This is a genomic window from Vescimonas fastidiosa, from assembly GCF_018326305.1.
GTDB classification, from domain to species: Bacteria; Bacillota; Clostridia; order Oscillospirales; family Oscillospiraceae; genus Vescimonas; species Vescimonas fastidiosa.
On record NZ_AP023415.1, the window covers coordinates 592989 to 616215 of the forward strand.

The 23227-nt window shown below is 57.3% G+C and carries 27 protein-coding genes; 24 read left to right on the top strand and 3 right to left on the bottom strand.

Annotated features, from left to right (window positions below; translation table 11 throughout):
- Position 1: 1 nt before the first annotated feature.
- From rapZ to KI236_RS02890, 5 genes are read left to right on the top strand one after another with little or no spacing between them, the layout of a single operon-like run.
- Positions 2–859 (top strand): RNase adapter RapZ, encoded by an 858-nt coding sequence (rapZ, locus tag KI236_RS02870; protein WP_212819137.1) that lies wholly within the window; start codon positions 2–4, stop codon positions 857–859.
- Positions 860–871: 12 nt separating this feature from the next.
- The gene (locus KI236_RS02875; protein ID WP_212819139.1) at positions 872–1918 is read left to right on the top strand and encodes a gluconeogenesis factor YvcK family protein; all 1047 of its coding nucleotides are present in this window, start codon (positions 872–874) and stop codon (positions 1916–1918) included.
- Positions 1919–1926: 8 nt separating this feature from the next.
- Positions 1927–2835 carry a DNA-binding protein WhiA gene (gene whiA, locus KI236_RS02880; protein ID WP_212819141.1) on the top strand — a complete coding sequence of 303 codons (909 nt, stop codon included), beginning with the start codon at positions 1927–1929 and terminating at the stop codon, positions 2833–2835.
- Positions 2832–3281 carry a C-GCAxxG-C-C family protein gene (locus tag KI236_RS02885; protein WP_212819143.1) on the top strand — a complete coding sequence of 150 codons (450 nt, stop codon included), beginning with the start codon at positions 2832–2834 and terminating at the stop codon, positions 3279–3281. The genes whiA and KI236_RS02885 overlap by 4 nt, the downstream gene beginning before the upstream one ends.
- A gap of 1 nt (position 3282) precedes the next feature.
- Positions 3283–6762 (top strand): DNA polymerase III subunit alpha, encoded by a 3480-nt coding sequence (locus tag KI236_RS02890; protein ID WP_212819145.1) that lies wholly within the window; start codon positions 3283–3285, stop codon positions 6760–6762.
- A 62-nt stretch (positions 6763–6824) separates the two neighbouring features.
- On the opposite strand, the gene KI236_RS02895 is transcribed toward KI236_RS02890, so the two are convergent.
- The 3 genes from KI236_RS02895 to KI236_RS02905 form a co-directional block, all read right to left on the bottom strand.
- Positions 6825–7013, bottom strand: coding sequence for a ferredoxin (locus KI236_RS02895; RefSeq protein WP_212819147.1), 189 nt, complete (start codon positions 7011–7013; stop codon positions 6825–6827).
- Between the two features lie 11 nt (positions 7014–7024).
- Entirely contained in the window at positions 7025–7348 is a 324-nt protein-coding gene (locus KI236_RS02900; RefSeq protein ID WP_212819154.1) for a cupin domain-containing protein, read from the bottom strand.
- A 160-nt stretch (positions 7349–7508) separates the two neighbouring features.
- Complete coding sequence (locus KI236_RS02905; RefSeq protein ID WP_212819156.1) at positions 7509–8336, bottom strand: hypothetical protein; 828 nt, start codon at positions 8334–8336, stop codon at positions 7509–7511.
- Positions 8337–8490: 154 nt separating this feature from the next.
- Between KI236_RS02905 and KI236_RS02910 the strand changes: the two genes are divergently transcribed.
- From KI236_RS02910 to argR, 19 genes are all read left to right on the top strand, one after another.
- A complete protein-coding gene (locus tag KI236_RS02910) occupies positions 8491–9015 on the top strand; it encodes a DUF4364 family protein (RefSeq protein WP_212819158.1) in 525 nt (174 codons plus the stop codon).
- A gap of 106 nt (positions 9016–9121) precedes the next feature.
- Positions 9122–10045: an ATPase, T2SS/T4P/T4SS family gene (locus KI236_RS02915; RefSeq protein WP_228738076.1), complete on the top strand. Its 924-nt coding sequence runs from the start codon at positions 9122–9124 to the stop codon at positions 10043–10045.
- Positions 10042–10527 carry a hypothetical protein gene (locus tag KI236_RS02920; protein WP_212819160.1) on the top strand — a complete coding sequence of 162 codons (486 nt, stop codon included), beginning with the start codon at positions 10042–10044 and terminating at the stop codon, positions 10525–10527. Before KI236_RS02915 ends, KI236_RS02920 begins: the two co-directional genes overlap by 4 nt.
- A 9-nt stretch (positions 10528–10536) precedes the next feature.
- Complete coding sequence (spoIIIAC, locus tag KI236_RS02925; RefSeq protein WP_212819162.1) at positions 10537–10731, top strand: stage III sporulation protein AC; 195 nt, start codon at positions 10537–10539, stop codon at positions 10729–10731.
- An 11-nt stretch (positions 10732–10742) separates the two neighbouring features.
- The gene (locus KI236_RS02930) at positions 10743–11120 is read left to right on the top strand and encodes a SpoIIIAC/SpoIIIAD family protein (protein WP_212819164.1); all 378 of its coding nucleotides are present in this window, start codon (positions 10743–10745) and stop codon (positions 11118–11120) included.
- Positions 11120–12199, top strand: a complete 1080-nt coding sequence (locus tag KI236_RS02935; RefSeq protein WP_212819166.1) for a stage III sporulation protein AE — start codon at positions 11120–11122, stop codon at positions 12197–12199. Before KI236_RS02930 ends, KI236_RS02935 begins: the two co-directional genes overlap by 1 nt.
- Positions 12196–12675 carry a stage III sporulation protein AF gene (locus KI236_RS02940; protein WP_212819168.1) on the top strand — a complete coding sequence of 160 codons (480 nt, stop codon included), beginning with the start codon at positions 12196–12198 and terminating at the stop codon, positions 12673–12675. The genes KI236_RS02935 and KI236_RS02940 overlap by 4 nt, the downstream gene beginning before the upstream one ends.
- Before the next feature lie 5 nt (positions 12676–12680).
- Positions 12681–13175, top strand: coding sequence for a stage III sporulation protein AG (locus KI236_RS02945; RefSeq protein WP_212819170.1), 495 nt, complete (start codon positions 12681–12683; stop codon positions 13173–13175).
- A 14-nt stretch (positions 13176–13189) separates the two neighbouring features.
- Positions 13190–13735, top strand: coding sequence for a SpoIIIAH-like family protein (locus KI236_RS02950; RefSeq protein ID WP_212819172.1), 546 nt, complete (start codon positions 13190–13192; stop codon positions 13733–13735).
- Between the two features lie 96 nt (positions 13736–13831).
- Positions 13832–14191, top strand: a complete 360-nt coding sequence (locus tag KI236_RS02955) for an Asp23/Gls24 family envelope stress response protein (protein ID WP_212819174.1) — start codon at positions 13832–13834, stop codon at positions 14189–14191.
- A gap of 25 nt (positions 14192–14216) precedes the next feature.
- Positions 14217–14666, top strand: coding sequence for a transcription antitermination factor NusB (gene nusB / locus KI236_RS02960; protein ID WP_212819176.1), 450 nt, complete (start codon positions 14217–14219; stop codon positions 14664–14666).
- Positions 14667–14672: 6 nt separating this feature from the next.
- Entirely contained in the window at positions 14673–15932 is a 1260-nt protein-coding gene (gene xseA, locus KI236_RS02965) for an exodeoxyribonuclease VII large subunit (protein ID WP_212819178.1), read from the top strand.
- Positions 15929–16162 carry an exodeoxyribonuclease VII small subunit gene (gene xseB, locus KI236_RS02970; protein ID WP_212819181.1) on the top strand — a complete coding sequence of 78 codons (234 nt, stop codon included), beginning with the start codon at positions 15929–15931 and terminating at the stop codon, positions 16160–16162. The genes xseA and xseB overlap by 4 nt, the downstream gene beginning before the upstream one ends.
- A complete protein-coding gene (locus tag KI236_RS02975) occupies positions 16162–17034 on the top strand; it encodes a polyprenyl synthetase family protein (protein ID WP_212819182.1) in 873 nt (290 codons plus the stop codon). The genes xseB and KI236_RS02975 overlap by 1 nt, the downstream gene beginning before the upstream one ends.
- Positions 17035–18664: 1630 nt before the next feature.
- On the top strand, positions 18665–19210 hold the full coding sequence (locus tag KI236_RS02980) for a hypothetical protein (RefSeq protein WP_228738077.1): 546 nt from the start codon (positions 18665–18667) through the stop codon (positions 19208–19210).
- A gap of 15 nt (positions 19211–19225) precedes the next feature.
- The gene (gene dxs, locus KI236_RS02985) at positions 19226–21085 is read left to right on the top strand and encodes a 1-deoxy-D-xylulose-5-phosphate synthase (protein ID WP_212819184.1); all 1860 of its coding nucleotides are present in this window, start codon (positions 19226–19228) and stop codon (positions 21083–21085) included.
- A complete protein-coding gene (locus KI236_RS02990; protein ID WP_212819186.1) occupies positions 21075–21878 on the top strand; it encodes a TlyA family RNA methyltransferase in 804 nt (267 codons plus the stop codon). Before dxs ends, KI236_RS02990 begins: the two co-directional genes overlap by 11 nt.
- A gap of 6 nt (positions 21879–21884) precedes the next feature.
- Positions 21885–22772 (top strand): NAD(+)/NADH kinase, encoded by an 888-nt coding sequence (locus KI236_RS02995; RefSeq protein WP_212819188.1) that lies wholly within the window; start codon positions 21885–21887, stop codon positions 22770–22772.
- Positions 22762–23214, top strand: a complete 453-nt coding sequence (gene argR / locus KI236_RS03000) for an arginine repressor (protein ID WP_212819190.1) — start codon at positions 22762–22764, stop codon at positions 23212–23214. The genes KI236_RS02995 and argR overlap by 11 nt, the downstream gene beginning before the upstream one ends.
- Positions 23215–23227 lie beyond the last annotated feature (13 nt).

A 23227-nucleotide genomic window follows, 5' to 3' on the forward strand; every position in this document is an offset into this window, starting at 1 on the left:
CATGGAGATATTGGTCATTTCCGGCTTGTCCGGCAGCGGAAAAAGTAAGGCCGCGTCCTTTTTAGAGGACATCGGCTACTATATCGTGGATAATCTTCCGGCTGAGATGATGGTGGTGTTTGCGGAGTTTTGTGCGGCATCCAAGGGCCGATATGACCGGGTAGCGCTGGTGTATGATGTGCGTACCGGGGAGCCGGCTCAAAAGCTTATAGATGCCCTGGAGCAGATGAAGACCGCCGGCATCCACTGCCGTATGCTCTTTTTGGAGGCGGATAATCAGTCCATTATCAACCGTTATAAGGAGACCCGCCGTACTCACCCTTTGGCAGGGGGCGGTGTGAGCGTGGCCCAGGCTCTGCAAAAAGAGCGAGCTCTGCTGCAGCCTGTCCGAGACCATGCAGACTTTGTGCTCAATACCTCGGGCTTTTCCGCCTCTAAGCTCCACTCGGAGATTTTGAATCTCTTCAGTGACGCTTCTTTGGAGGACGGGATGCATGTAAATGTTCTGTCCTTCGGCTTTAAAAACGGCATCCCGGTGGAGGCCGACCTGGTGATGGATGTGCGTTTCATGCCTAATCCCTACTACATTGAAGAGCTCAAGCACAAAACCGGCCTGGACGACGGTGTCCGTGACTATGTATTCAGCTTCAGCCAGACCAGTGATTTTATGCGCCGTATGGAGGAAATGTTGTCCTTCCTCCTGCCCCTGTATAGCGAGGAGGGCAAGACCGTCTTGGTCTTGGCCATCGGCTGCACCGGCGGACACCACCGCTCCGTAGCTGTGGCCCACGCCCTGGCGGAATATATCCAAAATGCCGGCTATCCCGTCACCGAGACCCATCGAGACATCACCCGGTAAAAGGAGCGAACTATGGAAAGCGGCTATTATCATGTCGCCCCGGAAAAAGGCCCGAAGATTGTGGTCATTGGCGGCGGACACGGGCAGTCTACGCTTCTGCGCGGACTGAAGCTGTACAGTAAGAATCTCACCGCTATCGTAGCTGTCACAGACGATGGCGGCGGCTCCGGTGCCCTGCGGCGAGACCTGGATATGCCCCCACCCGGGGACATTCGCAACTGCATGGAGGCTCTGGCTAGTGCTGAGCCCATTATGACGCAGCTTATGAGCTATCGTTTCACCGAGGGCGTCCTGGCCGGGCAGAGCTTTGGCAATCTGCTTTTGGCTGCCCTCAACGGCATCATGCCCAGCTTTGACCAAGCCGTGGCGGGTCTGAGCCAAGTGCTGGCCATTACGGGCCGGGTTTTGCCTGTGACCAATGCCAATATCCGCCTGGAGGCCGAATTTGAAAACGGCAGCCGGGTAGCAGGGGAGTCCAGCATCTGTCGGCAGATGCAGCAGGAAAACTGTCGCCTGCGGTGCGTAAAGCTCCGCCCGGCGCACCCAAAGGCCCTGCCCGATGCGCTGCAGGCCATCCGGGAGGCGGACCTGATCGTCCTGGCCCCCGGCAGTCTCTACACCAGCATTATCCCGAATCTTTTGGTGGACGGCATTGTGGATGCCATCAAGGCCAGCGAAGCCATGAAGGTCTATATTTGTAATGTGATGACCGAGAGCGGCGAGACAGAGGGATATACCGTCAGCGACCATATCCGCGCCCTGTTCAGCCACGGCTGCTACGGGCTTTTTGGTCTGTGCATGGTGAACTCGGCGCCGCTCCCCCGCATCATTGCCCAGCGCTATGCCAAGGAGGGCAGCGCCCCGGTTTTCTGCGATGAAAAGGAATGTGCGCGTCTGGGCGTAGAGATCATTTCACGCCCCATCTGCGCCGTAGAAAACCAAGTCATTCGCCATAATCCCGGCCACCTGGCTGCGGAGCTGATAGCCCTTTACCGCCAGCGCACCATCCGGGTGGTGGAGGATAAGACCGGCCATGCACGAAACCGCATGGAAAAATAGGAGGAAGTATGCAGTCCTTTGCCTATCAGGTGAAAAGTGAATTGTGCCGGGTACCGGTGCAGCGTATTTGCTGCGCCCGGGCGGAGGCCTACGGCGTTTTGCTCTACTGCAACACCTTTAACGCCCGGGAGATCCGAATTATCACCGAAAATCCCGAGTTTGCAAAGCGCCTGCCCAAGCTGTTTCACCGGGCCTTTAGCCTCCGCTTTGACCGGCTGCCCCGGGAGCAGGAGGGCCGGGAAAAGCTCATTTTCCAAATCACCGACCCGGAGAAGCTGGAGCGGATCATCAGCCAGTTTGGCTATGAGGCCAAGCAGACCTTGGCCCTGCACATCAATTTCGGAGTGCTGGAGGAGGACTGTTGCCGCACCTCCTTCCTGCGGGGGGCTTTTCTCTCCGGCGGCAGTGTCACCGATCCGGAAAAGCGCTACCACCTGGAGCTCTCCGGCAACCACCGCCAGGCCAGCCGGGAGCTTTGCGCCCTGCTGACGGAGATGGGCTTTCTGCCTCGCATGGTGACCCGGGGGGCGGCCACGGTGATTTACTTTAAGCAGAGCGAGCACATCGAGGACCTGCTGACTAAGCTGGGCGCCCCGGTGGCCGCCATGGACATCATGACCACAAAAGTGGACAAGGCCATCCGCAACGGCGCCAACCGTGCCATGAATTGCGACATTGCCAATGTGAATAAGATTTTGGAGGCTGCCACGGAGCAGCAGTCCGCCATTGAAGCTTTGGCCAAAAGCGGTCAATTAGACCGTCTGCCGGAAAAGCTTCGGCAAACGGCCCAGCTTCGTCTGGAGCATCCGGAGCTGTCCCTTTCCCAGCTTGCGGAGCTGTGCGACCCGCCGGTCTCCAAATCCTGTATGAACCACCGCATGAGAAAGCTCAACGAGGAGGCAAAGAAACTGCTATGAACAAGATTGATAAATGCAAGGCAGCCCGGGACTATCACACCCACGGCTGCAACTGCGCCCAGAGTATCCTGGCGGCCTTCCACCAGGAAACGGGCCTCACCGAGGACCAGTGCATGGCCCTGGCCGGAGGCATGGGTGGAGGAATGCGCTGCGGCAGCATCTGCGGCGCCATCAGCGGAGGCATTCTGGTGCTGGGAATGCTCTTTCCCGCGAGGCCCGACGAGGGCCCCGATGCCAAGCGCCGCATTACCCGGCAGACCCAGGAGTATATCCGCCGCTTCCGGGCATGCTTCACGGACCGCGACTGCGCCGACCTGCTTAAACGCAAAGATTTGGTGCCCTCCCCGCAGGCCCAAGCCCTGGGCGTAGCGGACCATTGCGGCATTCTCATCGTCTCCGCCGTGGAGATCCTGTGCGACTATATTGCAGAGCTTAAAGGGGAATAATATGTCATTCGTACATCTTCATGTACATACAGAGTATAGCCTTTTGGACGGTGCCTGCCGCATCCGCGACCTGCCGGGGCGGCTCAAGGAGTTGGGCCAAACCGCCTGCGCCATCACCGACCACGGCGTCATGTACGGTGCCATTGATTTTTATCGGGCCTGCAAGGCAGAGGGCATTCATCCCATCATCGGCTGCGAGGTCTATGTGGCCGCCCGTACGCGGTTCGATAAGATCCACGAGTACGATGCCGAGTCCCGCCACCTGGTGCTTTTATGTAAAAATGAGACCGGCTACCGTAACCTCTCCTACATGGTCAGCCAGGCTTTTGTGGAGGGCTTTTATATAAAGCCCCGCATCGACCTGGATCTGCTGCGCACACATTCCGAGGGCCTCATTGCTCTCTCTGCGTGCCTAGCCGGCGAAATCCCCAAGCGCATCCTCCACCGCAACTATGACGGTGCCAAGGAATATGCCCTGCAAATGCAGGAAATATTCGGTCAGGATAATTTCTATCTGGAGCTTCAGGACCACGGTATTCCCGAGCAGACGGAGGTCAACCGCAGTCTGCTGAAAATACACCAGGAGACGGGCATCCCCCTGGTTTGCACCAACGACGCCCACTATCTCCGCCCGGAGGACGCCGAGAGCCACGACATCCTCCTGTGCATCCAAACCGGTAAGACCGTGGACGATGAAAACCGTATGCGCTATGAGCCCCGGAATTTCTATATTCGCTCCACTGAGGAGATGGAGGCTCTGTTTTCTGCCTATCCCGAGGCCGTGGAAAACACCCAGCGCATTGCCGATCGCTGCCAGCTGGACTTTACCTTCGGTAAGTATCACCTGCCGGAGTTCAAGCTGCCCCCGGGCTTCGATTCTCCCACCTACCTGCGCAAGCTCTGCGACGAGGGCTTTGCCCAGCGGTATGGGGTGGAGAAGGAGAGCTATCGCAAGCAGCTTATTTACGAGCTGGATATGATCGAGAAAATGGGCTTTACGGACTATTTTCTTATCGTCTCCGACTTTGTCCGCTATGCTAAGAGTGTGGGCATCCCCGTGGGTCCCGGCCGCGGCTCCGCCGCCGGAAGCATGGTGTCCTACTGCCTGCATATCACGGACATTGACCCCATGGAATATAACCTCTATTTTGAGCGTTTCCTGAACCCCGAGCGTGTGTCCATGCCCGATATTGACATGGACTTCGGAGACACCCGCCGCGAGGAAGTGGTGGACTATGTCCGCCGCAAGTATGGCGATGACCATGTGGCACAAATCGTTACCTTCGGCACCATGGCCGCCCGGGGCGCCATCCGTGATGTAGGCCGGGTGATGAAAATACCCTATAACGAGGTGGATGCGGTAGCTAAGCTTGTTCCCACCACTCTGCACATCACCCTGGATGATGCCCTGCGCCTATCCAAACAGCTTTCGGACCTCTATGCGTCCAATGAGCAGATACACCGCCTGATCGACACCGCCAAGGCCCTGGAGGGTATGCCCCGCCACGCCTCTACCCACGCCGCCGGTGTGGTCATTACCAAGCGCCCGGTATATGAATATGTTCCCCTGGCCCGAAACGATGAGTCTGTCGTCTGCCAGTACACCATGGTCACCTTAGAGGAGCTGGGTCTGCTGAAAATGGACTTTTTGGGCTTGAGAAACCTGACGGTGCTGGACGACGCCATTAAGATGCTGCCGGATAAAAACTTCGATCTGCAGAAGATACCTATGGATGATCCGGAGGTTTTTGGTATGCTAACCCAGGGCAAGACCTCCGGTGTGTTCCAGATGGAGTCCACGGGCATGACCGGCGTTTGCCTGGGCCTCAAGCCCCAGAGCATCGAGGATATCACCGCCATCATAGCCCTTTACCGCCCCGGCCCCATGGAGTCTATCCCCCGTTTTATCGCCTGTAAGCAGGACCCCTCGCTCATTTCCTATAAACATCCGTCTCTGGAACCGATTTTGTCCGTCACCTACGGCTGCATCGTATACCAGGAGCAAGTTATTCAGATTTTCCAGCAGTTAGGCGGCTATTCTCTGGGGCAGGCGGATATGGTGCGCCGGGCCATCTCTAAGAAAAAGGCCAAGGAGATCGAAAAGGAGCGGTATTCCTTCGTCCACGGCGATCCGGAGCGGCACATCAAGGGCTGCATCGCCGGCGGTATCCCCGAAGCCACCGCCGAAGCCATCTACGATGAAATTTACGACTTCGCCAACTATGCCTTCAATAAGGCCCACGCCGTCAGCTATGCGGTGGTTGCTTACCAAACGGCCTATTTCAAGTGCCATTATCCCAAGGAATATATGGCGGCCCTTCTGACCTCCGTGCTGAATAACTCAGATAAGGTAGCTGAGTATATCACCGAGTGCCGGGAGTGCAGCATCCCCGTTCTACCCCCGGACATCAACCACTCTTATGACGGCTTTACGGTAGAGGGGGAGAACATCCGCTTCGGCCTGGTGGCCATCAAGAATATTGGCCGCGGCTTTATCCAGACGCTTATTAAGCGCCGTGACAAGGACGGTCCCTTTACATCCTTCCAGGATTTCTGCCAGCGTATGAATGACGCGGCGGACATGAATAAGCGGGCCGTGGAGAACCTGATCCGCAGCGGCGCCTTTGATTCCCTGGGTGCCAAGCGCTCCCAGCTCATCAAGGTTTTCGAGTCCGTGATGGACAGTGTGGCCCTTTCCTACAGGCAGAACCTGGAGGGGCAAATAGATATGTTCAGCATGGGCCCGGCGATGTCCCAAAAGCTCCAGCATATCCACCTGCCGGACATCCCGGAGTTTTCCGCCATGGAGCTGATGACCATGGAAAAGGAGACCACGGGTCTTTTCCTCTCCGGCCACCCCATGCGTGACTATCGGGAGTTGGCCAAAGCTTCCGGCGCCGTGCCCATTCAAAAGATTTTGGCGGATTTTGAGCAGGAGCAGGGCCCTACCCGCTTTGCCGACGGTCAATCCATCTGCATAGCCGGGGTCGTCACCTCCAGCAAAACCCGCCCCACGAAAAATAATTCCATCATGGCCTATGTGACGGTGGAGGACGAAACCGGCTCCATTGAACTGCTGTGCTTCCAGCGCTCCATCGACCAGTTCGGCTCCTATATGCAGGTAAATCTTCCGGTTATCGTCACGGGCCGCCTGAGCGTGCGGGATGAAAAGCCGCCGCAGATTTTGTGCGATACCATCCAGCCTCTGGAGGGTCAAAAGAGCATCCTCTATCTGCAAGGCAAACGCGTTCCCGAGAAGCAGACCCAAGAGCTTATTCTCAAGGTCCCGGGCCTTGATAGCCGCGAGTTCCGGCATTTGCAGTTGGTTTTCACCATGTTCGAGGGGGATATGCCCGTAAAAATTCGTATGGCGGACACCGGCAAGCTCTTCGGCGCCACCTGCCTGAACCATCCCGCCCTCCTGGAGGAGTGCCAGGAGTGGCTGGGCAAGGAGAATGTGGTGCTTCGTGCCAAAAAATAAAAAAACTGCGGAGGCACACCCCAAAAATGTGTCTCCGCAGCTCTTTTTTCTGCTCCGAGCCGTCAATCCTCCGCCGAAATGGCCTGCACCGGGCAGGCATCTATGGCCTCCTGCACAGCGGCGCGGTTTTCGTCGGTGGTATGGCCGCAGGCCTCCGCTTTGCCGTCTGCGTTCACTTCAAATACCTCCGGCACCGTGCTGATGCACAGCCCGCAGCCGATGCAGGTGTCCTGGTTCACAATAGCTTTCATGGTCTATCCTCCTAAAAAATTACTACCAGCAGCATTTTAAACTGCTCCTTCCCATAAACGGCATGGGGATGCCGTGCGGGCATTACAATGGACTCCCCTTGGTGCAGCTCATACTCCACACCGTCAATGGTGATGCGGCCAACGCCGTCCAGACAGGTGACGAAGGCATCTCCGCCGGATTCATGGGTGCTGATTTCCTCATCCTTATCAAAGGAGAAAAGCGTCACGCTCACCGACTCGTTCTGCACCAGCGTGCGGCTCACCACCTGCCCCGGCTGGTATGCAATCTGTTCCCGCAGTGTCAGCACCTGGGAAAAAGGAATATTTTTCATCATCGTCTTGTCCTCCTGTCCGCATCCATCGGTTTCAGTATCTGCGTTTTTATAGATTTTCATTCCTATCATAAGGCAAAAAGCGATGGATTTATATGGCTTATGCAACAAATCAACAGAAAAAACCGATGGAAAGCTCCATCGGTTTTTCTGCTATATGAGCTCAGTGGCAGGCGCAGTAGTTGCGTGTGCCGTTATAATCGCTGGGCATTTCCACCGTGTTGGGCGGGAAGAATTCATTCACGGGAAAGCTTACATTTTTGAACAGCCCGCAGGGATCCTCCGGGTCGCCGCCGCTGCAGTCCGATTGGGGGATGCAATAGTCGTAGGCCGGGATAAGCAACTGCGTATCTCGCTCCAGCCGCACCAAGGAGAACTGTCCCAGGGTCACAAAATATCGGCGCGTGCCCACAGGCTCCAGCACAATGGGGCTTGCAAAGACCGCCTCGATAGCCGCCGGGATTTCCGATACATTGCCCTCGCATACCCCCGCTGCCGTGCAGTCCTCCACAATTCGGGTGTCCAGAACGATGGGGTCCACGGCCTCAACCACAGCGGTGGGCAATCCGGTCTGGGGTACGATGCTCTCCGGGGTAGTGTCAGAGGAGAAGCTCTTGGCGCTCCCCTCGCTGCCAAAGAGAATACAGCGTTTGTCAAACACGCACAGTCCCTCCACCTCGGTAGACCGGGGCGTGCCCGTGGCCACCTGCAGGGTCACGCGGTAGAAATACCGCATATCGATGGAGTAAAAACCCCGGTTAAAGGTGATCGGCTCCACATCGGTGTATACATACAGCAGCTCCGCGCAGCCACCTTTGATGATCTGCGTGCCGCTCAGCACCTCCTGTGCCGCCTGTGTGGGGTAGAATCGCAGGTCTTCCACGCAATCTTTGTCCCTACACCCGTCCAGGATCTTCTTCGTGTGGATACATACGGACTCTTTTACGCTGCTTAAATCGCAGACCGGGCCCGGCATTCCGTTTTCAGGCATCCAGATAACCTCCTATTAAGTACTGAAAGAAGCCTCTTTCACTCCAGTGTATGCAAAACCGCCGCCGGTGTGCGTCCTCCGCCGAACTGCCGCCAAATTTCGCTGTACAAATGTTTCTTTTTGCGGTATAATAATATAGAGGAGGCGATGGTATATGGACGCAGCATTTATCCATGATAATTTGGAGATCAAATTCCTTATTTTGTATATTGCCGCCCGGGTGTCCCGGCCCATCCCCGTAGAGGGGATGCAGGAGCTGACCCTGTGTGACAGCGGCATTGACTATTTCTCTTTCTCCCAGTGCCTCAATGACTTGGTGCGCACGGAGCATTTGACCCTTTCCGACGACGGCCTCTATGCAATCACGCCCAAGGGCCTGCGCAACAGCGAGATCTGCGAGAGCAGTTTACCTATGTCCGTCCGGCTTTTAACGGACCGCAATGTGGCCGCCTATAACCAAATGCTCCTGCGTAAGGAGCAGGTCCGTGCCCAGGTCACTCCCCGGAAAAACGGCACCTACACCGTCACCCTCCACTTCAGCGACGATGTGGACGAGCTGCTGCACCTGGAGCTTATGGCTGCCACCCGGGACCTGGCTCAGGGCCTGGCCGATCGGTTCCAAAAGAACCCGGAGCAGTTCTACACCCGACTTATGGACACACTGTTTCCCAAGGAATAATTCTATACCTTATTTGTGTGACTCCCACGCCGATCCATCGGCGTGGGATTTTTTTGCATAAAAGCGGACAGCCCCTCATACAGTAGACCAACAAAGAGAAGGAGGCGTGATCGCATTGGCAGAGTGCTACTCGATCAATCAATATGAGCAGGCGGCACACCTGCTGCCCATCCGTTTTCAGCGCATAGCCCTGCATCTACCCGACTGGCAGAAGGAGCAGGCAGAGGAGCTGCGTCTGCGGGCCGGCCACCCCATGACCGTTCTGCTGCCCCGGGGAGAGCAGAGCTTAGGGCCTGAAGCTCTTGTCACCCAGGGAGACCTGGAGCAGCTGTGCGACACCGTCACCGGCTACTCCCGCTATACAGCGGCGGAGACCATGTCCCGGGGCTACATAACCGCCAAGGGCGGATTTCGCATCGGGCTGTGCGGTACCGTGGTGCTGCAAGAGGGGAGAAGCATCAACCTCCGCAGTCTTTCCTCTGCCTGTATCCGTATCGCCCGGGAGATACCGGGTCTGGCGGATGGCTTGGTGGACCGGCTCTTTCAAAACGGCCGCTATTGCAGCACTCTCATCATCGCTCCGCCGGGCCTTGGCAAGACCACTCTCCTGCGTGACCTGGTGCGCTGCCTATCCGATGGCACCGACGCTCTTCCGGCCCACCGGGTCTCCTTGGTGGACGAGCGGGGGGAGGTGGCGGTGATGCTGGAGGGCCAGCCCCAAATGGAAGTGGGCTGCCACACGGATGTAATGGATTCCTGTCCCAAGTCGGTGGCTATCCCCATGCTCCTGCGCTCTGCCAATCCGCAGATCATTGCCGTTGACGAGATCACCCAGGCCCGGGACCTGGCCGCCATGGAGGAGGCCGCTTACTGCGGCGTCCGCTTTTTGGCCACCCTCCATGCTGACTCCGCCGATGACCTGCATAGGCGGCCCCTGCTGCAAAAGCTGCAAAAAATGCACTTGTTTGAAAAGGCGATCACCATACATATGGCGGATACACTCCGCCGCTATACAATCCGCGACCTATGATGGGAAAATTTCTGGGTGCGCTGCTGATTTGCGGCGCAGGAGCCTGGAGCCTTGGGCAGAAATGGCGGCAGGGTAGGGAGGAGGAGCGCTTTTATGCAGACATGGCGGCCTCCTTAGAGCAGGCGGAATCCTCCATCCGCTTCCGCCGTCTCCCCGTGCCGGACATCCTGCGGGAGCAAGCCCAAAGAGCCACTTGTGGATGGATATATTCCCAAGTAATACAGCGCATGAAAAGGGGAATACCTTTACAGGAGTCTTGGACAAGATCAGTAACCGATGTCCCCTATAAGTCCCCCAAAACCATCCTCCAGACCCTGGAATGGAGCGGCGATGAGGACCGTATCTGCCTAAACCTCCGCCGCACTGCCGCCCAGCTTCGGGAGACCCTGAGTCAACTCACCTCCCAGCGCAAGCAGACCCAAAAGCTGTCCCTGGCCCTCACGGCCTCCGCCTGCGGCCTGCTGGTGATTCTTTTACTATGAGGAGTACACATGGATGTTGATCTGATTTTCAAGATAGCTGCCGTAGGAATTTTGGTGGCAGTACTGAACCTGGTCCTGGCTCGCAGCGGACGAGAGGAGCAGGCCATGATGACTACCCTGGCGGGCCTGGTGGTGGTACTGATGATGCTGGTGCGGCAGATCAGCGATCTGTTCGACCTGATCAAGTCGCTTTTTTCCCTGTGATTATGAGTGAAGTGGGAAAGATTGTGGCCCTGTGCCTTATTGGCATCGTGCTGATCCTGCTGCTGCAAAAAAGTCACCCGGAGATTGCCATTCTCCTGGCGCTGTCCATATGCGGTGGAGTTCTGCTGTACAGTCTCAGCGGAATGAAAGCCATTTTGGCCCTGCTGGAGCAGATGTCCCTGGCCGGAGGTCTGTCGGAGGACCTGCTGCGTCCCTTGGTAAAGACCGTGGGCATCGCCCTCGTCAGCCGTGTCGGAGCCGAGCTATGTCGGGACGCAAACCAAGGAGCCTTGGCCACTGTGGTGGAAACCGCCGGGGCTTTCAGCGCCATCGTCGTGGCCATACCGCTTTTCACAGCGGTATGGGAGCTGCTGCGGGGGATGCTGTGATGCGGAAAATTTTCCTTCTGCTTGTGCTGCTCTGGTGCATCGTCCCCGCCTGCGCCAGTCAAATTCCCCGGGAGATTACCGACGCCATCCCCGACAGTGCCCGTCCATTCCTGGAGGATACTGACGAGGCTGATAACTTTACATCCTGGAATAGCGGTCTTTCCACTCTTTGGACTCGTACCTGCAAGCTCCTGGCCAGCACCGTGCAGGAAAGTCTGGGCGGTGTGATCCTGGTAATGTCAGCGGTTCTGCTCTGCTCCGTGGCGGAGGACTGCTTTCATCCCCTGGGCGACGGTAAGCTTCTGGACCCGGTTCCTCTGGTGGGAACTCTGGTCATTCTTCTGGCCGTGGGCAGCAACATGAAAAACCTCATGGGCCTGGGGGAGGAGACTATCCGGGAGCTGAATGTATTCTCCAAGGCTCTGCTGCCCACTCTCTCCGCCGCCACCGCCGCCGGAGGGGGCGCGGTGTCCGCCAGTGTACGCCAGGTAGCTACGGTGTTTTTCTCAGACCTCCTGATGAGCCTTATTCACGGTCTGCTTTTTCCCATGGTTTGGGTATTCGTGGCCTTGTCGGCGGCGGATGCCATCTTGCCGGCCGGTCGTCTGGGCGGCATTGCCCGAGGTTTGCAAAAAGCCGTCACCTGGCTCCTCTCCGGCGGTTTGCTCCTCTTTACCGGGTATCTGTCCCTTTCCGGGGCCTTTGCCACCTCCGCCGACGGCCTGGCTCTGCGTATGGCCCGCTCGGCTATCGGCACCGCCATTCCCGTGGTGGGCGGTATCATCTCCGATGCAGCCGACACCATCCTGGCCGGAGCCGGTGTGCTTCGCCAATCTGTGGGCGTGGTGGGTACTCTTACGGTGCTGGCCATCTGCGTGCTTCCCTTTTTGAAGCTGGGCATTCAATATCTTCTGCTGAAGCTGGCGGCCTTTTTCGCCGCCACCGTGGCCCCGGAGCCGTTGGTGCGGCTGGTCTCCTCCCTGAGTACCGCCTTTGGCCTGGTATTGGGCATGACCGGTGCCGCCGCGCTTTTGCTGCTCATTTCCGTGGCCTCGTCTGTGATGATGGTAAGTGTATGATAGAATCCTTTCGTGTATGGCTCATAGGCCTCCTATCCGTCTCCCTGATCCTTACGGTGCTATCCACACTCCTGCCGGAGGGAAGTGTGAAGAAGATCGCCGGGGTCACCGGTGGCCTGGTGCTTCTTTTGGTGGTCCTGCGCGGTATCGTGAGACTGGACCTGAGCAATATCCGGCTCTCCTACGACAGCTGCGCCCGGGAGATATCGCGTCAAATGGAGCGCTACCGGGAGAAAAACAGATCCCAACTGGAAGAACTCATAGCTCACCGCACCGCTGCATATATATCGGAACAGGCACAGTCCCTGGGTCTGTCCTGCACACCCCAGGTGCAAACGGCGTGGACGGAGGAGGATATTCCCGTCCCCACCGGCGTCATCCTGGACATTCCCTATCATGCAGAGCTGGGAGAGATCATAGAAAGGAACTTAGGAATCAAGGCCGAAAAACAGGTCTGGTCAACATCGGAAGGGTAAAAAAGATGGGAAAGGTAAGATGGAGCGAGCTATGGAAAAAGTACAAATTTGTTCTGCTGGTGGTGCTGGTGGGCGTATTACTGATGGTGCTGCCGGTATCCTCGGAGTCGAAAGAGACGGAGACAAGCGACCTGCAGACACCCCGGGAAACCTTCGACCTGGCGGAGACGGAGCAGCGTATGGAGGCGATATTAGGCAAGATCGATGGAGTTGGGAAGCTCCAACTGATGCTGACGCTGCAAAGCGGGACCCGCCTGACCCTGGCCGAGGACACCCAAAGCGACTCCGGCCGGACGACCCGGGAAACACTCACCCTGAACCGCGGCAGCGGCAGTCAGGAGGTGGTGGTTACAAATCGCTATTATCCCGTCTATCAGGGCGCGGTGGTGGTGTGTCAGGGCGCCGACAGCAGCGCCGTCCGTCTGGCCATCACCGAAACAGTGCAGGCCCTGACAGGTCTGGCCTCAGATCGGATCCAAGTGGTAAAATGGACATCGTAACGGGAGGACATGGAATGAAAAAAGTATGGAAAAAGCGAGCCGTGGTGGGAGCGGTGCTCCTGTTTGTCTGCGCTGCGGTCTATATGAACTGGCGCTACGCCGGATCTCTGGAGAATACCTCCAAGGTTCTGGGCGAGTCCACCCTGGTCAGCGGTGAAAATCAGCCGGGCGGCCAAACGGACGCCGCCCCCACCCAGGCCACCGCCGCCGAGGATGATTACTTCGCCACCGCCCGCCTCAGCCGCAAGCAGGCCCGGGACAATGCCATCAGTATGCTTAAGGATGCCTCCGTGGACGAAAACGCAGACCAGTCCGTGCTCAACGAGGCCTCCCAGACCCTTCAGGTCCTGGCGGCCTACACCGTGGCCGAGTCTCAAATTGAGAATCTGGTCACAGCCAAGGGCTATGCCGATTGCGTAGCCTTCATGGGCGCCGAGAGCATCAGCGTTGTGGTGGACGATGCCGACGGTCTGGACGCCAAGGATGTGGCCCGGATCGTTGACATCGTGGTCCAGGAGACCGGTTATACCCCCGATCAAATCAAGGTCATGGAGTCCTGACTGCCCCCTCATAAAAAAAGGTTGTATTTTCCCGCGGAGGATGGTATACTTCTATAGAATAGGAAAAAACCATACTTTGCAAGGAGCATAGATCTTATGGCTGAGAATAAAGAATATATCACCCAACAGGAAAATACCGGCTCCATTCTCATTTCCGAGGATGTAGTCGCCTCCATCGCCACAGCGGCCGCCCTGGAGACCGAGGGCGTCAGCGCCATGCTCAGCGCCGCCGGCGGCGACCTTAAGCCCTCCCGCAAGATGTCGGCCAAGGGCGTGGTTATCGAGCCGGAGGACGACGGCCTGCGCATCACGCTTTATGTGATGATCCGCTATGGCTATGTTTTGGCCGAGGTGGCCGGCAAGGTCCAAAAGACCGTCCTGGCCGCCCTGCAGGATATGACGGGCTTTACCATCCGCAGCGTCAATGTTATGATTGGCGGCATCTGCTTCGACTGAGTTCACAAAAGAGAGGAATATCCGTATGACACGAAACACAGCGAGAGAGATAGCCGTACATCTGGCCTACGAGTGGAGCTTTTCAGACCTCCCCGTGGAGGAGTTTCTGGATCAGCAGCTCAGCGCAGAAACTTTTTCCGATCTTGCACCGGAATATGAGCTCTATAACGAGATGCCCAATGAGAAGCAGCTGCTTTACATCCGCCGCCTTGTAAGCGGGGTCAGCGAACATGCTGCCGAGCTGGACTCTTACATTGAGAAATACGCCCAGGGCTGGCGTTTCGAGCGAATCAGTCTGGTGGCCTCGGCCATTATGCGTGTAGCCATGTTCGAGATGCTCTATATGCCCGATATTCCCCACGGCGTAGCCATCAACGAGGCCGTGATCATCGCCAAAAAATACGATACGCCTCAGGTGGCGAAATTCGTTAATGGCATTCTGGGCAGCTTCCTTCGCGAAGAGATCAAGGAATAAGCGTTTATGGCAGGCAGAGCAAATGCGCTCTGCCTGTTTTTGAGCAGAGGTGATGATTTGCAGCAGCATATATACCGCGTCAGCGAGGTCAACCAGCATATTAAGCAGCTTATCGATGCTGACCCCGGCCTAAATGCACTTTTGGTCCGTGGTGAGATTTCCAATTATAAGGTTTACCCCTCCGGCCACCACTATTTCACCCTCAAGGACGGAGAGAGTGCCCTGCGCTGCGTCATGTTTGCAGGTATGGCCAAATACCTCCGTTTCCGCCCTCAAAACGGCATGAAGGTGGTGGCCTCCGGCAAGATCAGCGTCTATCCTCGAGACGGCGGCTATCAGCTTTACTGTTCCCGATTGGTCTCTGACGGCCTGGGCGACCTGCACATCGCCTTCGAGCAGCTTAAGGAGCGCCTGTATGCCCAGGGTCTTTTTGATTCCGAGCATAAAAAGCCCCTTCCGGCCTACCCATGGCGCATCGGCGTGGTCACCAGTCCCGCAGGAGCGGCCGTTCATGATATGATCCGCATTCTCCGCCGCCGTTTTCCCCTGGCCAAGGTCCTGCTTCTTCCGGTCCGTGTGCAGGGGGAGGAGGCCGCCGGGGAAATTGCCGATGCCATTGCCTATGCAAACCGCTATCACCTGGCCGATGTCCTCATCGTGGGCCGGGGCGGCGGCTCTGTGGAGGACCTGTGGGCTTTTAATGAAGAAGTGGTCGCCCGTGCCATTTTCGATTCCCGCATCCCGGTCGTTTCCGCCGTAGGCCATGAACCGGATGTGACCATTTCCGACTATGTAGCAGACTGTCGGGCCGCCACGCCCTCCCATGCCGCGGAGATCGTCGTGCCGGATCAAATGGAGCTGCGCCGCAAGCTCCGCACCCTCTCTGTCCGCCTGGCCCAGAGCCAGCAGCACGCCATAGATATATGCACCCGTCAGCTCCGGCAAATGCAAGAAAAGCGTGTTCTTACAGACCCTATGGCCTTTTTGCAGGACCGGGCCGTGCAGCTCGACTATACCCGGGAGCGGCTTGCCTCCGCCCTGGAGCGCATTTTGGAAAAGCACACCCGCCGCTTCACCCATGCCGCCGCGTCCTTGGATGCCATGAGCCCTCTGCGGGTCCTGTCCCGGGGCTACTGCGTGGCTCAAAAGCAAGGGGGCACCGTTCTGCGCAGCAGCGACCAGGTGGAAATAGGGGAGGCCATCACGCTGCGCCTGGCCCGGGGCGGCCTGGAGTGTACCGTAACGAAAAGGGGAGAAGAGCCATGAAAAAACAGAGCTTTGAGGAAAATATGGATCGCCTGGAGGAGATCGTCTCTCTCCTGGAGCAGGGGGATGCTACCCTGGGCGAGTCCCTGACGCTATTTACCGAGGGCAGCAAGCTCCTGGCCGCCTGCCAAAAGGAGCTGGAAACCGCCCGGCAAAAGGTGGTCAAGCTCACCAAGGGTCCCGATGGCGCCCCTGTGGAAGAAAATTTCGTAATGGAGGACGAGGAATAATGGACTATCAGCAGCAATACAGCGCCTATCAGCAGGCTATTGAGACCTATTTAGACGGCATTTTTACCGCCGAGGGAAAGCCCTATGGACGGCTTCAGGAGTCTATCCGCTACAGCCTCCTGGCCGGCGGAAAGCGCATCCGCCCGGTGCTGACGCTGGAGTTTGCCCGTCTGGGCGGCATTGACTGGCATTTGGCCTTGCCCTATGCCTGCGCCCTGGAGCTTGTGCATAATTATTCGCTGATCCACGATGACCTGCCCTGCATGGACGACGACGATCTGCGCCGCGGAAAGCCCACCAACCATAAGGTCTACGGCGAAACCCTGGCTGTCCTGGCCGGGGATGCCATGCAGCCGGAGGCTTTCCGTCTCATTCTCCAGGCCCGTGGTCTTTCTGCCGACAACCGCATTGAGGCGGCCCTGCTTCTCGCCAAGGCCTGCGGCGCTGACGGCATGGTGGCCGGTCAGGTGCTGGACACTCTGTGCCATGTGGAGGACGAGGAGGGCCTCACCGGTTTGAACCGTCTCAAAACCGGTGTTATGATCTCCGCCGCCGCAGAGCTGGGCTGCGTTGCCTCCAATATGCCCGCCTATTGGCGCCAGCAGGCGGTAAAATATGCTGACCAGCTGGGCCTTGCCTTCCAAATTCGAGATGATATGCTGGATGTCATGGGTGATGAAGCCGTGTTTGGCAAGCCCATCGGCTCCGATAAGGACGAGGGAAAAATCACCTATGTAAATCTCAAGGGCCTGGACGGCTGTGCCCAAGAGGTTGAAAAGTGTACCGTCGCTGCCAAGGAAGCCATCCGCGACATCCCCGATCACGACTTCCTTTGGGAGCTGGCTGACCGTATGGTAGGCCGCAATAAATAAAGAAAGCCTTTTGAACGGACCCCCTGCTTCACACGCAGGGAGTCCATTTTTATACCCCACCGTAGGGGCCGGCGGTTGCCCACCGTCGCGCCAGCCGACTGACGGCCACTGTTGTGGCCGCCAATCGGGGCACTTCCTCGAAACCGGCTCGCTTCCTCTGCCACTGGCAGCGCTTCGCCGATTTCCCCGACGGCCCGTAAGCACTCCTTGCAAATTCCGTAGGGGGCGATGCCTACATCGCCCCGCACCCTGTACTACTTGTAACCCTCCGTAGGGGCGACCCTTGCGGTCGCCCGAGGGAGGGGCAGAGCCCTTCCCCTACGCACGCCACATGGAACCGACCACACTGGGCTGACAGAATCGTCCGCCCCTACAAGCCGTTCCGTAGGTGCCGATGCCTACATCGGCCCGAACCGGATTTTTCCCGCACCTGCGGCAGGGCACGCGGGCCCTGCCCTACAAAAAACTTGTAGGGCGGCACCCATGTGTGCCACCGACCACCGCACTTCTTGTAATATGTCATTGTGAAACCAGCGCGCACGCTGGTTGTGGCAATCCGCATCCCCCGTCCCCAAAGGCCCCCTCGCCTAAAGGGCCCTGGTACGGCGAAGCCGTGACTGGGGGATTCCACGCAGGCACTTTCTTGTCAAACCTCCGTAGGGGCCGATGATCCTGTTGCGGTGCCCAAAATTTTTGCGCTGCCTTACGGCGAACGCTTAAAATTTTGACCGCGGCCACTCGCTCACTTCGCTTCCTCTGCCACTGGCAGCGCTCAGTTCGCTCCCCACATCGGCCCGCCCATCGCACTACCAATAATCTCTCCGCAGGGCGTGGTGCCCTCCCTCCGTCTCCTACGCCCGCCTTTCCACTTGTCCTCTCCGTTCCGTTTCTGTTCAATTTGTATATTTCTATTGAAAACATGAATAAAGTGTGGTAAAATAATAAATCACTGAATGACGGTGCAGTATCCTAGTCAGATCTGCCGCCTTGTAAGAGGGGCCTAAAAATCCCTTTAAGGGCACAACTGTGAAGTCTCTGGTGCTTGCTTCTTACGCCCAGTTTGGGGTGGGTGCTGGAGGGAGGTGTGGCCAAATACCACACCTGCGGATTCAGGGCGCCTTCCAATGGCATGGAAGTCCCGACCCTGCTTTCGTGGAGACCTGCTCTTGTGCATAGGCGTACTCCCCTGGTGGTAAGCGACCTGTGTACGAAGCAGATTGAGAACCTGCAATGCGGTGCTACCCAGCCCTCGTGCTGTGAACGCTGTGTGCAGAGTAGCCTGCCTTGCGTGGAGTGGGTGAATGAGGGAGCCAAGCGGAAGCGTCCCCGGCCAGGGATGCTGTCCGATATTCCTCTGAAACCCCCTCTGCAAAAGAGGCTAAGAGACGGTTTGACTGCAGTGGAAATCACCTAGGCTGTCCCATAAAGGGCACCAGTGGGGTTGCAGTGCGGACTAAGTGGCAGTCGGGTCCTGCGGAGGGTAACACCGCAGCGCGGAGTTTAATGGGAAACCGCCTGATCGGCAACGAGAGGTAAGCCGCGGGGAAATCCAACCCGTACCTAAGCCGTAAGATTTACCATTGGTGCTACCGTCATTCAGCTTTTTATTCTTAATAAGTGAGGGATATTTTTGGCTGACCCAAATAAAAACAAAAAGTCCAAGGACCGGTGGCCCCTGCGCGTTTTTCTGATCGCGGTGGCCCTTTCTGCCGTTATGAGCTTTTGCTCCTCGGCGGTATTGGAGGACAGCGGCCTCTGGATTCCCATTCTGGTTCTTGTCATTTTCATTCTTCTCGGTATTGTTTTTGATATGATCGGCGTAGCCGTCACGGCGGCGGATCCCAAGCCCTTCCACTCCATGGCAGCCCACGGGGAGAAGGGTGGACGGGAGGCCATCCGCCTGCTGAATATGTCCAACCGTGTCTCCTCCCTCTGTAACGATGTGGTGGGTGATATCTGCGGCATCGTCAGCGGTTCTACGGCGGCGGTGATCGTGGTGGAGCTGCAGCAGAGCTTTAACCTCCGCAGCATTCTCGTCTCCATCGCTGTCACGGCACTGATTTCGGGCCTCACCATCGGCGGCAAGGCCGCCTGCAAGCCCATCGCCATCAACGACAGTACCAAGGTCGTATACCGTGTGGCGCGCATTATGAATGCGCTGCATCTGTTCCGTTAACGGGGGTAATTAGCCTTGATTTTAGAAAAGATCCGTGATCCGGAAGACATAAAACTATTGAATAGTGCCCAGGTGGACCGGCTTTGCCGGGAGCTTCGGGACTTTCTGGTGGAAAATGTGTCGAAAACCGGTGGTCATTTGGCCTCCAACCTGGGTGTTGTGGAGCTGACGGTGGCTATCCATCGGGTGTTTGACACCTCCAAGGACCGTCTGGTTTTTGATGTGGGACACCAGTGCTACTGCCATAAGATTTTGACCGGGCGACAGTCGCTGTTTCATACATTGCGGCAGTTGGGCGGTCTTTCGGGTTTTCCCAAGCCCTATGAGAGCGAGCATGATGCTTTCGTCGCAGGCCACGCTTCCAACTCCGTTTCTGTAGCCTTGGGTATGGCCCACGCCCGAACCTTGCTCCACGAGGATTACAGCGTTATCGCCCTGATCGGTGACGGTGCCATGACCGGCGGCCTCAGCTTCGAGGGGCTTAACGATGCCGGCGCCTCCGGGGAGCCCATGATCGTTATTCTCAATGACAACGGTATGTCTATCGACGCCAATGTGGGCGGTCTCAGCCGCCACCTGTCCCGCCTCCGCTCTGAGGAGGGATACAATAATTTCAAACGATGGTATAAGGATAAGCTTCAGGGAGACTCACCCGCCAAAAAGCATCTGTACAATGCCAGCTCCCATGTGAAGCACTGGCTCAAGAGCAATCTCCTGCCTGAAAGCACTATGTTTGAAAAAATGGGCTTTTCCTACATGGGCCCTGTAAACGGTCACGATGTGCAGAAGCTGACCCAGATGCTCACCTGGGCCAAGGAGAAAAACGGGCCCGTGCTGCTCCATGTGCTTACAGAGAAGGGTCGTGGCTACTCCTACGCCCGGCAGGACCCGGAGCGGTTCCACGGCACGCCGCCCTTTGACCCGGCAACCGGCAAGCCGCTGCGTCAGAGCAAGCCCTCTTTTTCCTCGGTTTTCGGCGAAGCCCTTGTGGAGCTGGCCCGGGAGGATAACCGCATTTGCGCTATTACCGCAGCCATGACCTCCGGCACGGGTCTGTCCCGATTTGCCAAGGAATTTCCCGATCGTTTTTTCGATGTGGGTATCGCAGAGGGACATGCGGTGGCTATGGCGGGCGGCATGGCCAAGCAGGGTCTGATCCCGGTTTTTGCTGTGTATTCCAGCTTTTTGCAGCGGGGCTTCGATATGCTCATTCACGATATTTCCCTGGATAATCTCCACGCGGTTTTCTGCGTGGACCGGGCCGGTTTGGTCGGTGCAGACGGGCAAACACACCATGGCTGCTTTGACCCGGCGTTCCTCTCCCAGGTACCGGGAATGACGGTTTTATGCCCCTCAAGCTTTAGCGAGCTAAAGGAAATGCTGCATTTTGCCCTATTTTCGGTGACAGGACCGGTGACAATTAGGTACCCTCGCGGTGCAGAATCGGTGTACAAAGGGTGCAGTTTGCCGGTGCAATTTACACCGCTCCGGGAGGGTTCGGATTTTACCGTTTTAACCTATGGCATTTTGGTAAATGAGGCACTGAAGGCGGCGGATATTTTGGAAAAATCCGGAATCTTCATACGGGTACTGAAGCTCAACCGCATTGCGCCCCTTTCGGCGGATGAAGTTTCCGCTATGCTGAAGGGGACCACCCGGCTTTTGGTGCTGGAGGACTGCCTTGACGCCGGGTGCGTTGGGCAGCGAGTTGCGGCTCTGGCTCTGGAGGCCGGGGTAAAGCTGGACAAGCTGATTTTGAGAAACTGCGGCTCGACTCTGCCCACCGAGGGCAGCGTAGAGCAGCTGTACAGCTCACGGAAGCTGGACGGGGTCGGTGTGGCCGCGTCTATTGAGGAGGCGCTGCATGAGCAATAAGACTCGGCTGGATGTTTTGCTGACGGAGAGGGGACTTCTGGATTCCCGGCAGAAGGCTCAGGCCACCATCATGAGCGGCATCGTGTTCGTGAATGGACAGAGAGTGGACAAGGTAGGTACGGCGGTTTCCAATGACGCCCTGATCGAGATTCGCGGCACCACCTTACCCTATGTGAGCCGGGGCGGTCTGAAGCTGGAAAAGGCTATGCAGACCTTTCCGCTGACTCTTACAGGCAAGATCTGCGCCGACATCGGTGCTTCCACCGGCGGCTTTACGGATTGTATGCTGCAAAACGGCGCAAAGAAGGTATATGCCGTGGATGTGGGCTACGGGCAGCTGGATTGGAAGCTGCGCAATGATGCGCGGGTGGTATGCATGGAGCGGACCAACGCCCGATACCTGACCCACGAGGAGATTCCGGAGGAACTGGACTTTGCCTCCGTTGATGTATCCTTTATCTCCCTGAAGCTGATTTTTCCCGCGCTGTATGGGCTTTTGCGGGAGGGGGGCGAAATCGCCTGCCTGATAAAGCCGCAGTTTGAGGCCGGCCGGGAAAAGGTGGGAAAAAAGGGTGTTGTCCGAGACCCCGCCGTGCATTTGGATGTGCTGGAGCACTTTCTGATCCATGCAAAGGAAAATCACTTTACAGTGCTTGGAATTACTTATTCTCCCATACGAGGGCCCGAGGGAAACATCGAATACCTGGGCTTTTTGCGCAAGAGTGAGGAGCCGGATGCGGCGGTGGATCTGCAGGCTATCGTGGAGGCATCTCACACAGCCCTGAAGGAGTAAACGAATATGAGTAAGCCGAAGAAAATCATCCTGTGCCCCAATCCTTACAGGGACAAGGATATGACGGTGGCCGCCCGGTCTAAGGAAATTCTGGACCAGGAGGGCTTTGAGACCGTGGTGTGCCTGCCCTTTCAAAAGGAGGGGTATGGCGCGGAGCTGGGTGTTCCCATCCAGCAGCTGGACCGGGAAATTAAGAGGGCAGACCTGCTCATTGCCTTCGGCGGCGACGGGACCATTCTGCACCTGGCCAAAACGCTGGCCATGAACCGGGTGCCGGTGCTGGGCATCAACCTGGGAAGCCTGGGCTTTATGTCTGAGCTGGAGCCGGACGAATTGGAGCGGCTAAGAGACCTGAAAAACTGGGATCTCTCCATTGAGAACCGCATGATGCTGGATGTATCCGTGGTGCGGGACGGTCGTACGGTGTATAATACCATTGCCCTGAACGACGCGGTCATCTCTAAGGGCTCCATCGCCCGGGTGGTGCGGCTGGAAATTTACACGGAGGAGGGCTTTCTGACCTGGGTGGGAGGCGACGGCGTCGTGATCTCTACGCCTACCGGCTCCACCGGCTACTCTATGGCCACCGGCGGCCCCATTGTGGAGCCTACGGCCCGGAACATTCTCATCAGCCCCATTTGCCCGCATTCCACCCGTTCCAGCAGCTATGTGCTGGATCCGTCCCATGTGATTCATGTGAAGGCCCCGGATGCCAACAGGAAATTCGTATACCTTTCCTCCGATGGCAGCAAGGCCTTTTCCCTGAAAAACAACGACACGGTGCAGGCAAAGCTCTCCAGCCACTCTATGAAGCTGGTGCGCCTGTCAAAAAAGAGCTTCTGCGAGATCCTGGATAAAAAAATGGCTATGGAGGCTGCAAAATATGAAAAATGACCGTCAAAAAACGATTCTTTCCATCATTGCCGAGGAAACGGTGGAGACCCAGGAGCAGCTTCTGTCGCTGCTGCTGGAACGGGGCATTGTGGCAACCCAGGCAACGATTTCCCGGGATATTAAGCAGCTCCACCTTGTCAAGGCTCCGGCAGGGCAGGGGAAGTACCGCTATGCGGTATCCGACCATGGGTCAAAAATCCATGTGGCGGATAAATTGCAGACCATTTTCCGAGAGAGCATTGTAAATGTGGATTACGCGCAAAACCTGGTGGTCATCCACACCATGTCGGGTCTGGCTAACGGGGCGGCGGCTGCCCTGGACGGCATGGAGATCGACCAGCTTATCGGCACCCTGGCCGGAGACGACACGGTGCTGATCATTATGCGTGACAATGAGAGCGCCGCGGAGCTGGCCACCAGCATCCGAACGATGCTGCACTGAGACGAAGGGAGCA

Excerpts from the sequence above, each read along its gene's own strand:
- rapZ (WP_212819137.1), top strand. The coding sequence starts at position 2 with ATGGAGATATTGGTCATTTCCGGCTTGTCCGGCAGCGGAAAAAGTAAG.
- KI236_RS02875 (WP_212819139.1), top strand. The coding sequence starts at position 872 with ATGGAAAGCGGCTATTATCATGTCGCCCCGGAAAAAGGCCCGAAGATT.
- whiA (WP_212819141.1), top strand. The coding sequence starts at position 1,927 with ATGCAGTCCTTTGCCTATCAGGTGAAAAGTGAATTGTGCCGGGTACCG.
- KI236_RS02885 (WP_212819143.1), top strand. The coding sequence starts at position 2,832 with ATGAACAAGATTGATAAATGCAAGGCAGCCCGGGACTATCACACCCAC.
- KI236_RS02890 (WP_212819145.1), top strand. The coding sequence starts at position 3,283 with ATGTCATTCGTACATCTTCATGTACATACAGAGTATAGCCTTTTGGAC.
- KI236_RS02895 (WP_212819147.1), bottom strand. The coding sequence starts at position 7,013 with ATGAAAGCTATTGTGAACCAGGACACCTGCATCGGCTGCGGGCTGTGC.
- KI236_RS02900 (WP_212819154.1), bottom strand. The coding sequence starts at position 7,348 with ATGATGAAAAATATTCCTTTTTCCCAGGTGCTGACACTGCGGGAACAG.
- KI236_RS02905 (WP_212819156.1), bottom strand. The coding sequence starts at position 8,336 with ATGCCTGAAAACGGAATGCCGGGCCCGGTCTGCGATTTAAGCAGCGTA.
- KI236_RS02910 (WP_212819158.1), top strand. The coding sequence starts at position 8,491 with ATGGACGCAGCATTTATCCATGATAATTTGGAGATCAAATTCCTTATT.
- KI236_RS02920 (WP_212819160.1), top strand. The coding sequence starts at position 10,042 with ATGATGGGAAAATTTCTGGGTGCGCTGCTGATTTGCGGCGCAGGAGCC.
- spoIIIAC (WP_212819162.1), top strand. The coding sequence starts at position 10,537 with ATGGATGTTGATCTGATTTTCAAGATAGCTGCCGTAGGAATTTTGGTG.
- KI236_RS02935 (WP_212819166.1), top strand. The coding sequence starts at position 11,120 with ATGCGGAAAATTTTCCTTCTGCTTGTGCTGCTCTGGTGCATCGTCCCC.
- KI236_RS02940 (WP_212819168.1), top strand. The coding sequence starts at position 12,196 with ATGATAGAATCCTTTCGTGTATGGCTCATAGGCCTCCTATCCGTCTCC.
- KI236_RS02945 (WP_212819170.1), top strand. The coding sequence starts at position 12,681 with ATGGGAAAGGTAAGATGGAGCGAGCTATGGAAAAAGTACAAATTTGTT.
- KI236_RS02950 (WP_212819172.1), top strand. The coding sequence starts at position 13,190 with ATGAAAAAAGTATGGAAAAAGCGAGCCGTGGTGGGAGCGGTGCTCCTG.
- KI236_RS02955 (WP_212819174.1), top strand. The coding sequence starts at position 13,832 with ATGGCTGAGAATAAAGAATATATCACCCAACAGGAAAATACCGGCTCC.
- nusB (WP_212819176.1), top strand. The coding sequence starts at position 14,217 with ATGACACGAAACACAGCGAGAGAGATAGCCGTACATCTGGCCTACGAG.
- xseA (WP_212819178.1), top strand. The coding sequence starts at position 14,673 with ATGGCAGGCAGAGCAAATGCGCTCTGCCTGTTTTTGAGCAGAGGTGAT.
- xseB (WP_212819181.1), top strand. The coding sequence starts at position 15,929 with ATGAAAAAACAGAGCTTTGAGGAAAATATGGATCGCCTGGAGGAGATC.
- KI236_RS02975 (WP_212819182.1), top strand. The coding sequence starts at position 16,162 with ATGGACTATCAGCAGCAATACAGCGCCTATCAGCAGGCTATTGAGACC.
- KI236_RS02990 (WP_212819186.1), top strand. The coding sequence starts at position 21,075 with ATGAGCAATAAGACTCGGCTGGATGTTTTGCTGACGGAGAGGGGACTT.
- KI236_RS02995 (WP_212819188.1), top strand. The coding sequence starts at position 21,885 with ATGAGTAAGCCGAAGAAAATCATCCTGTGCCCCAATCCTTACAGGGAC.
- argR (WP_212819190.1), top strand. The coding sequence starts at position 22,762 with ATGAAAAATGACCGTCAAAAAACGATTCTTTCCATCATTGCCGAGGAA.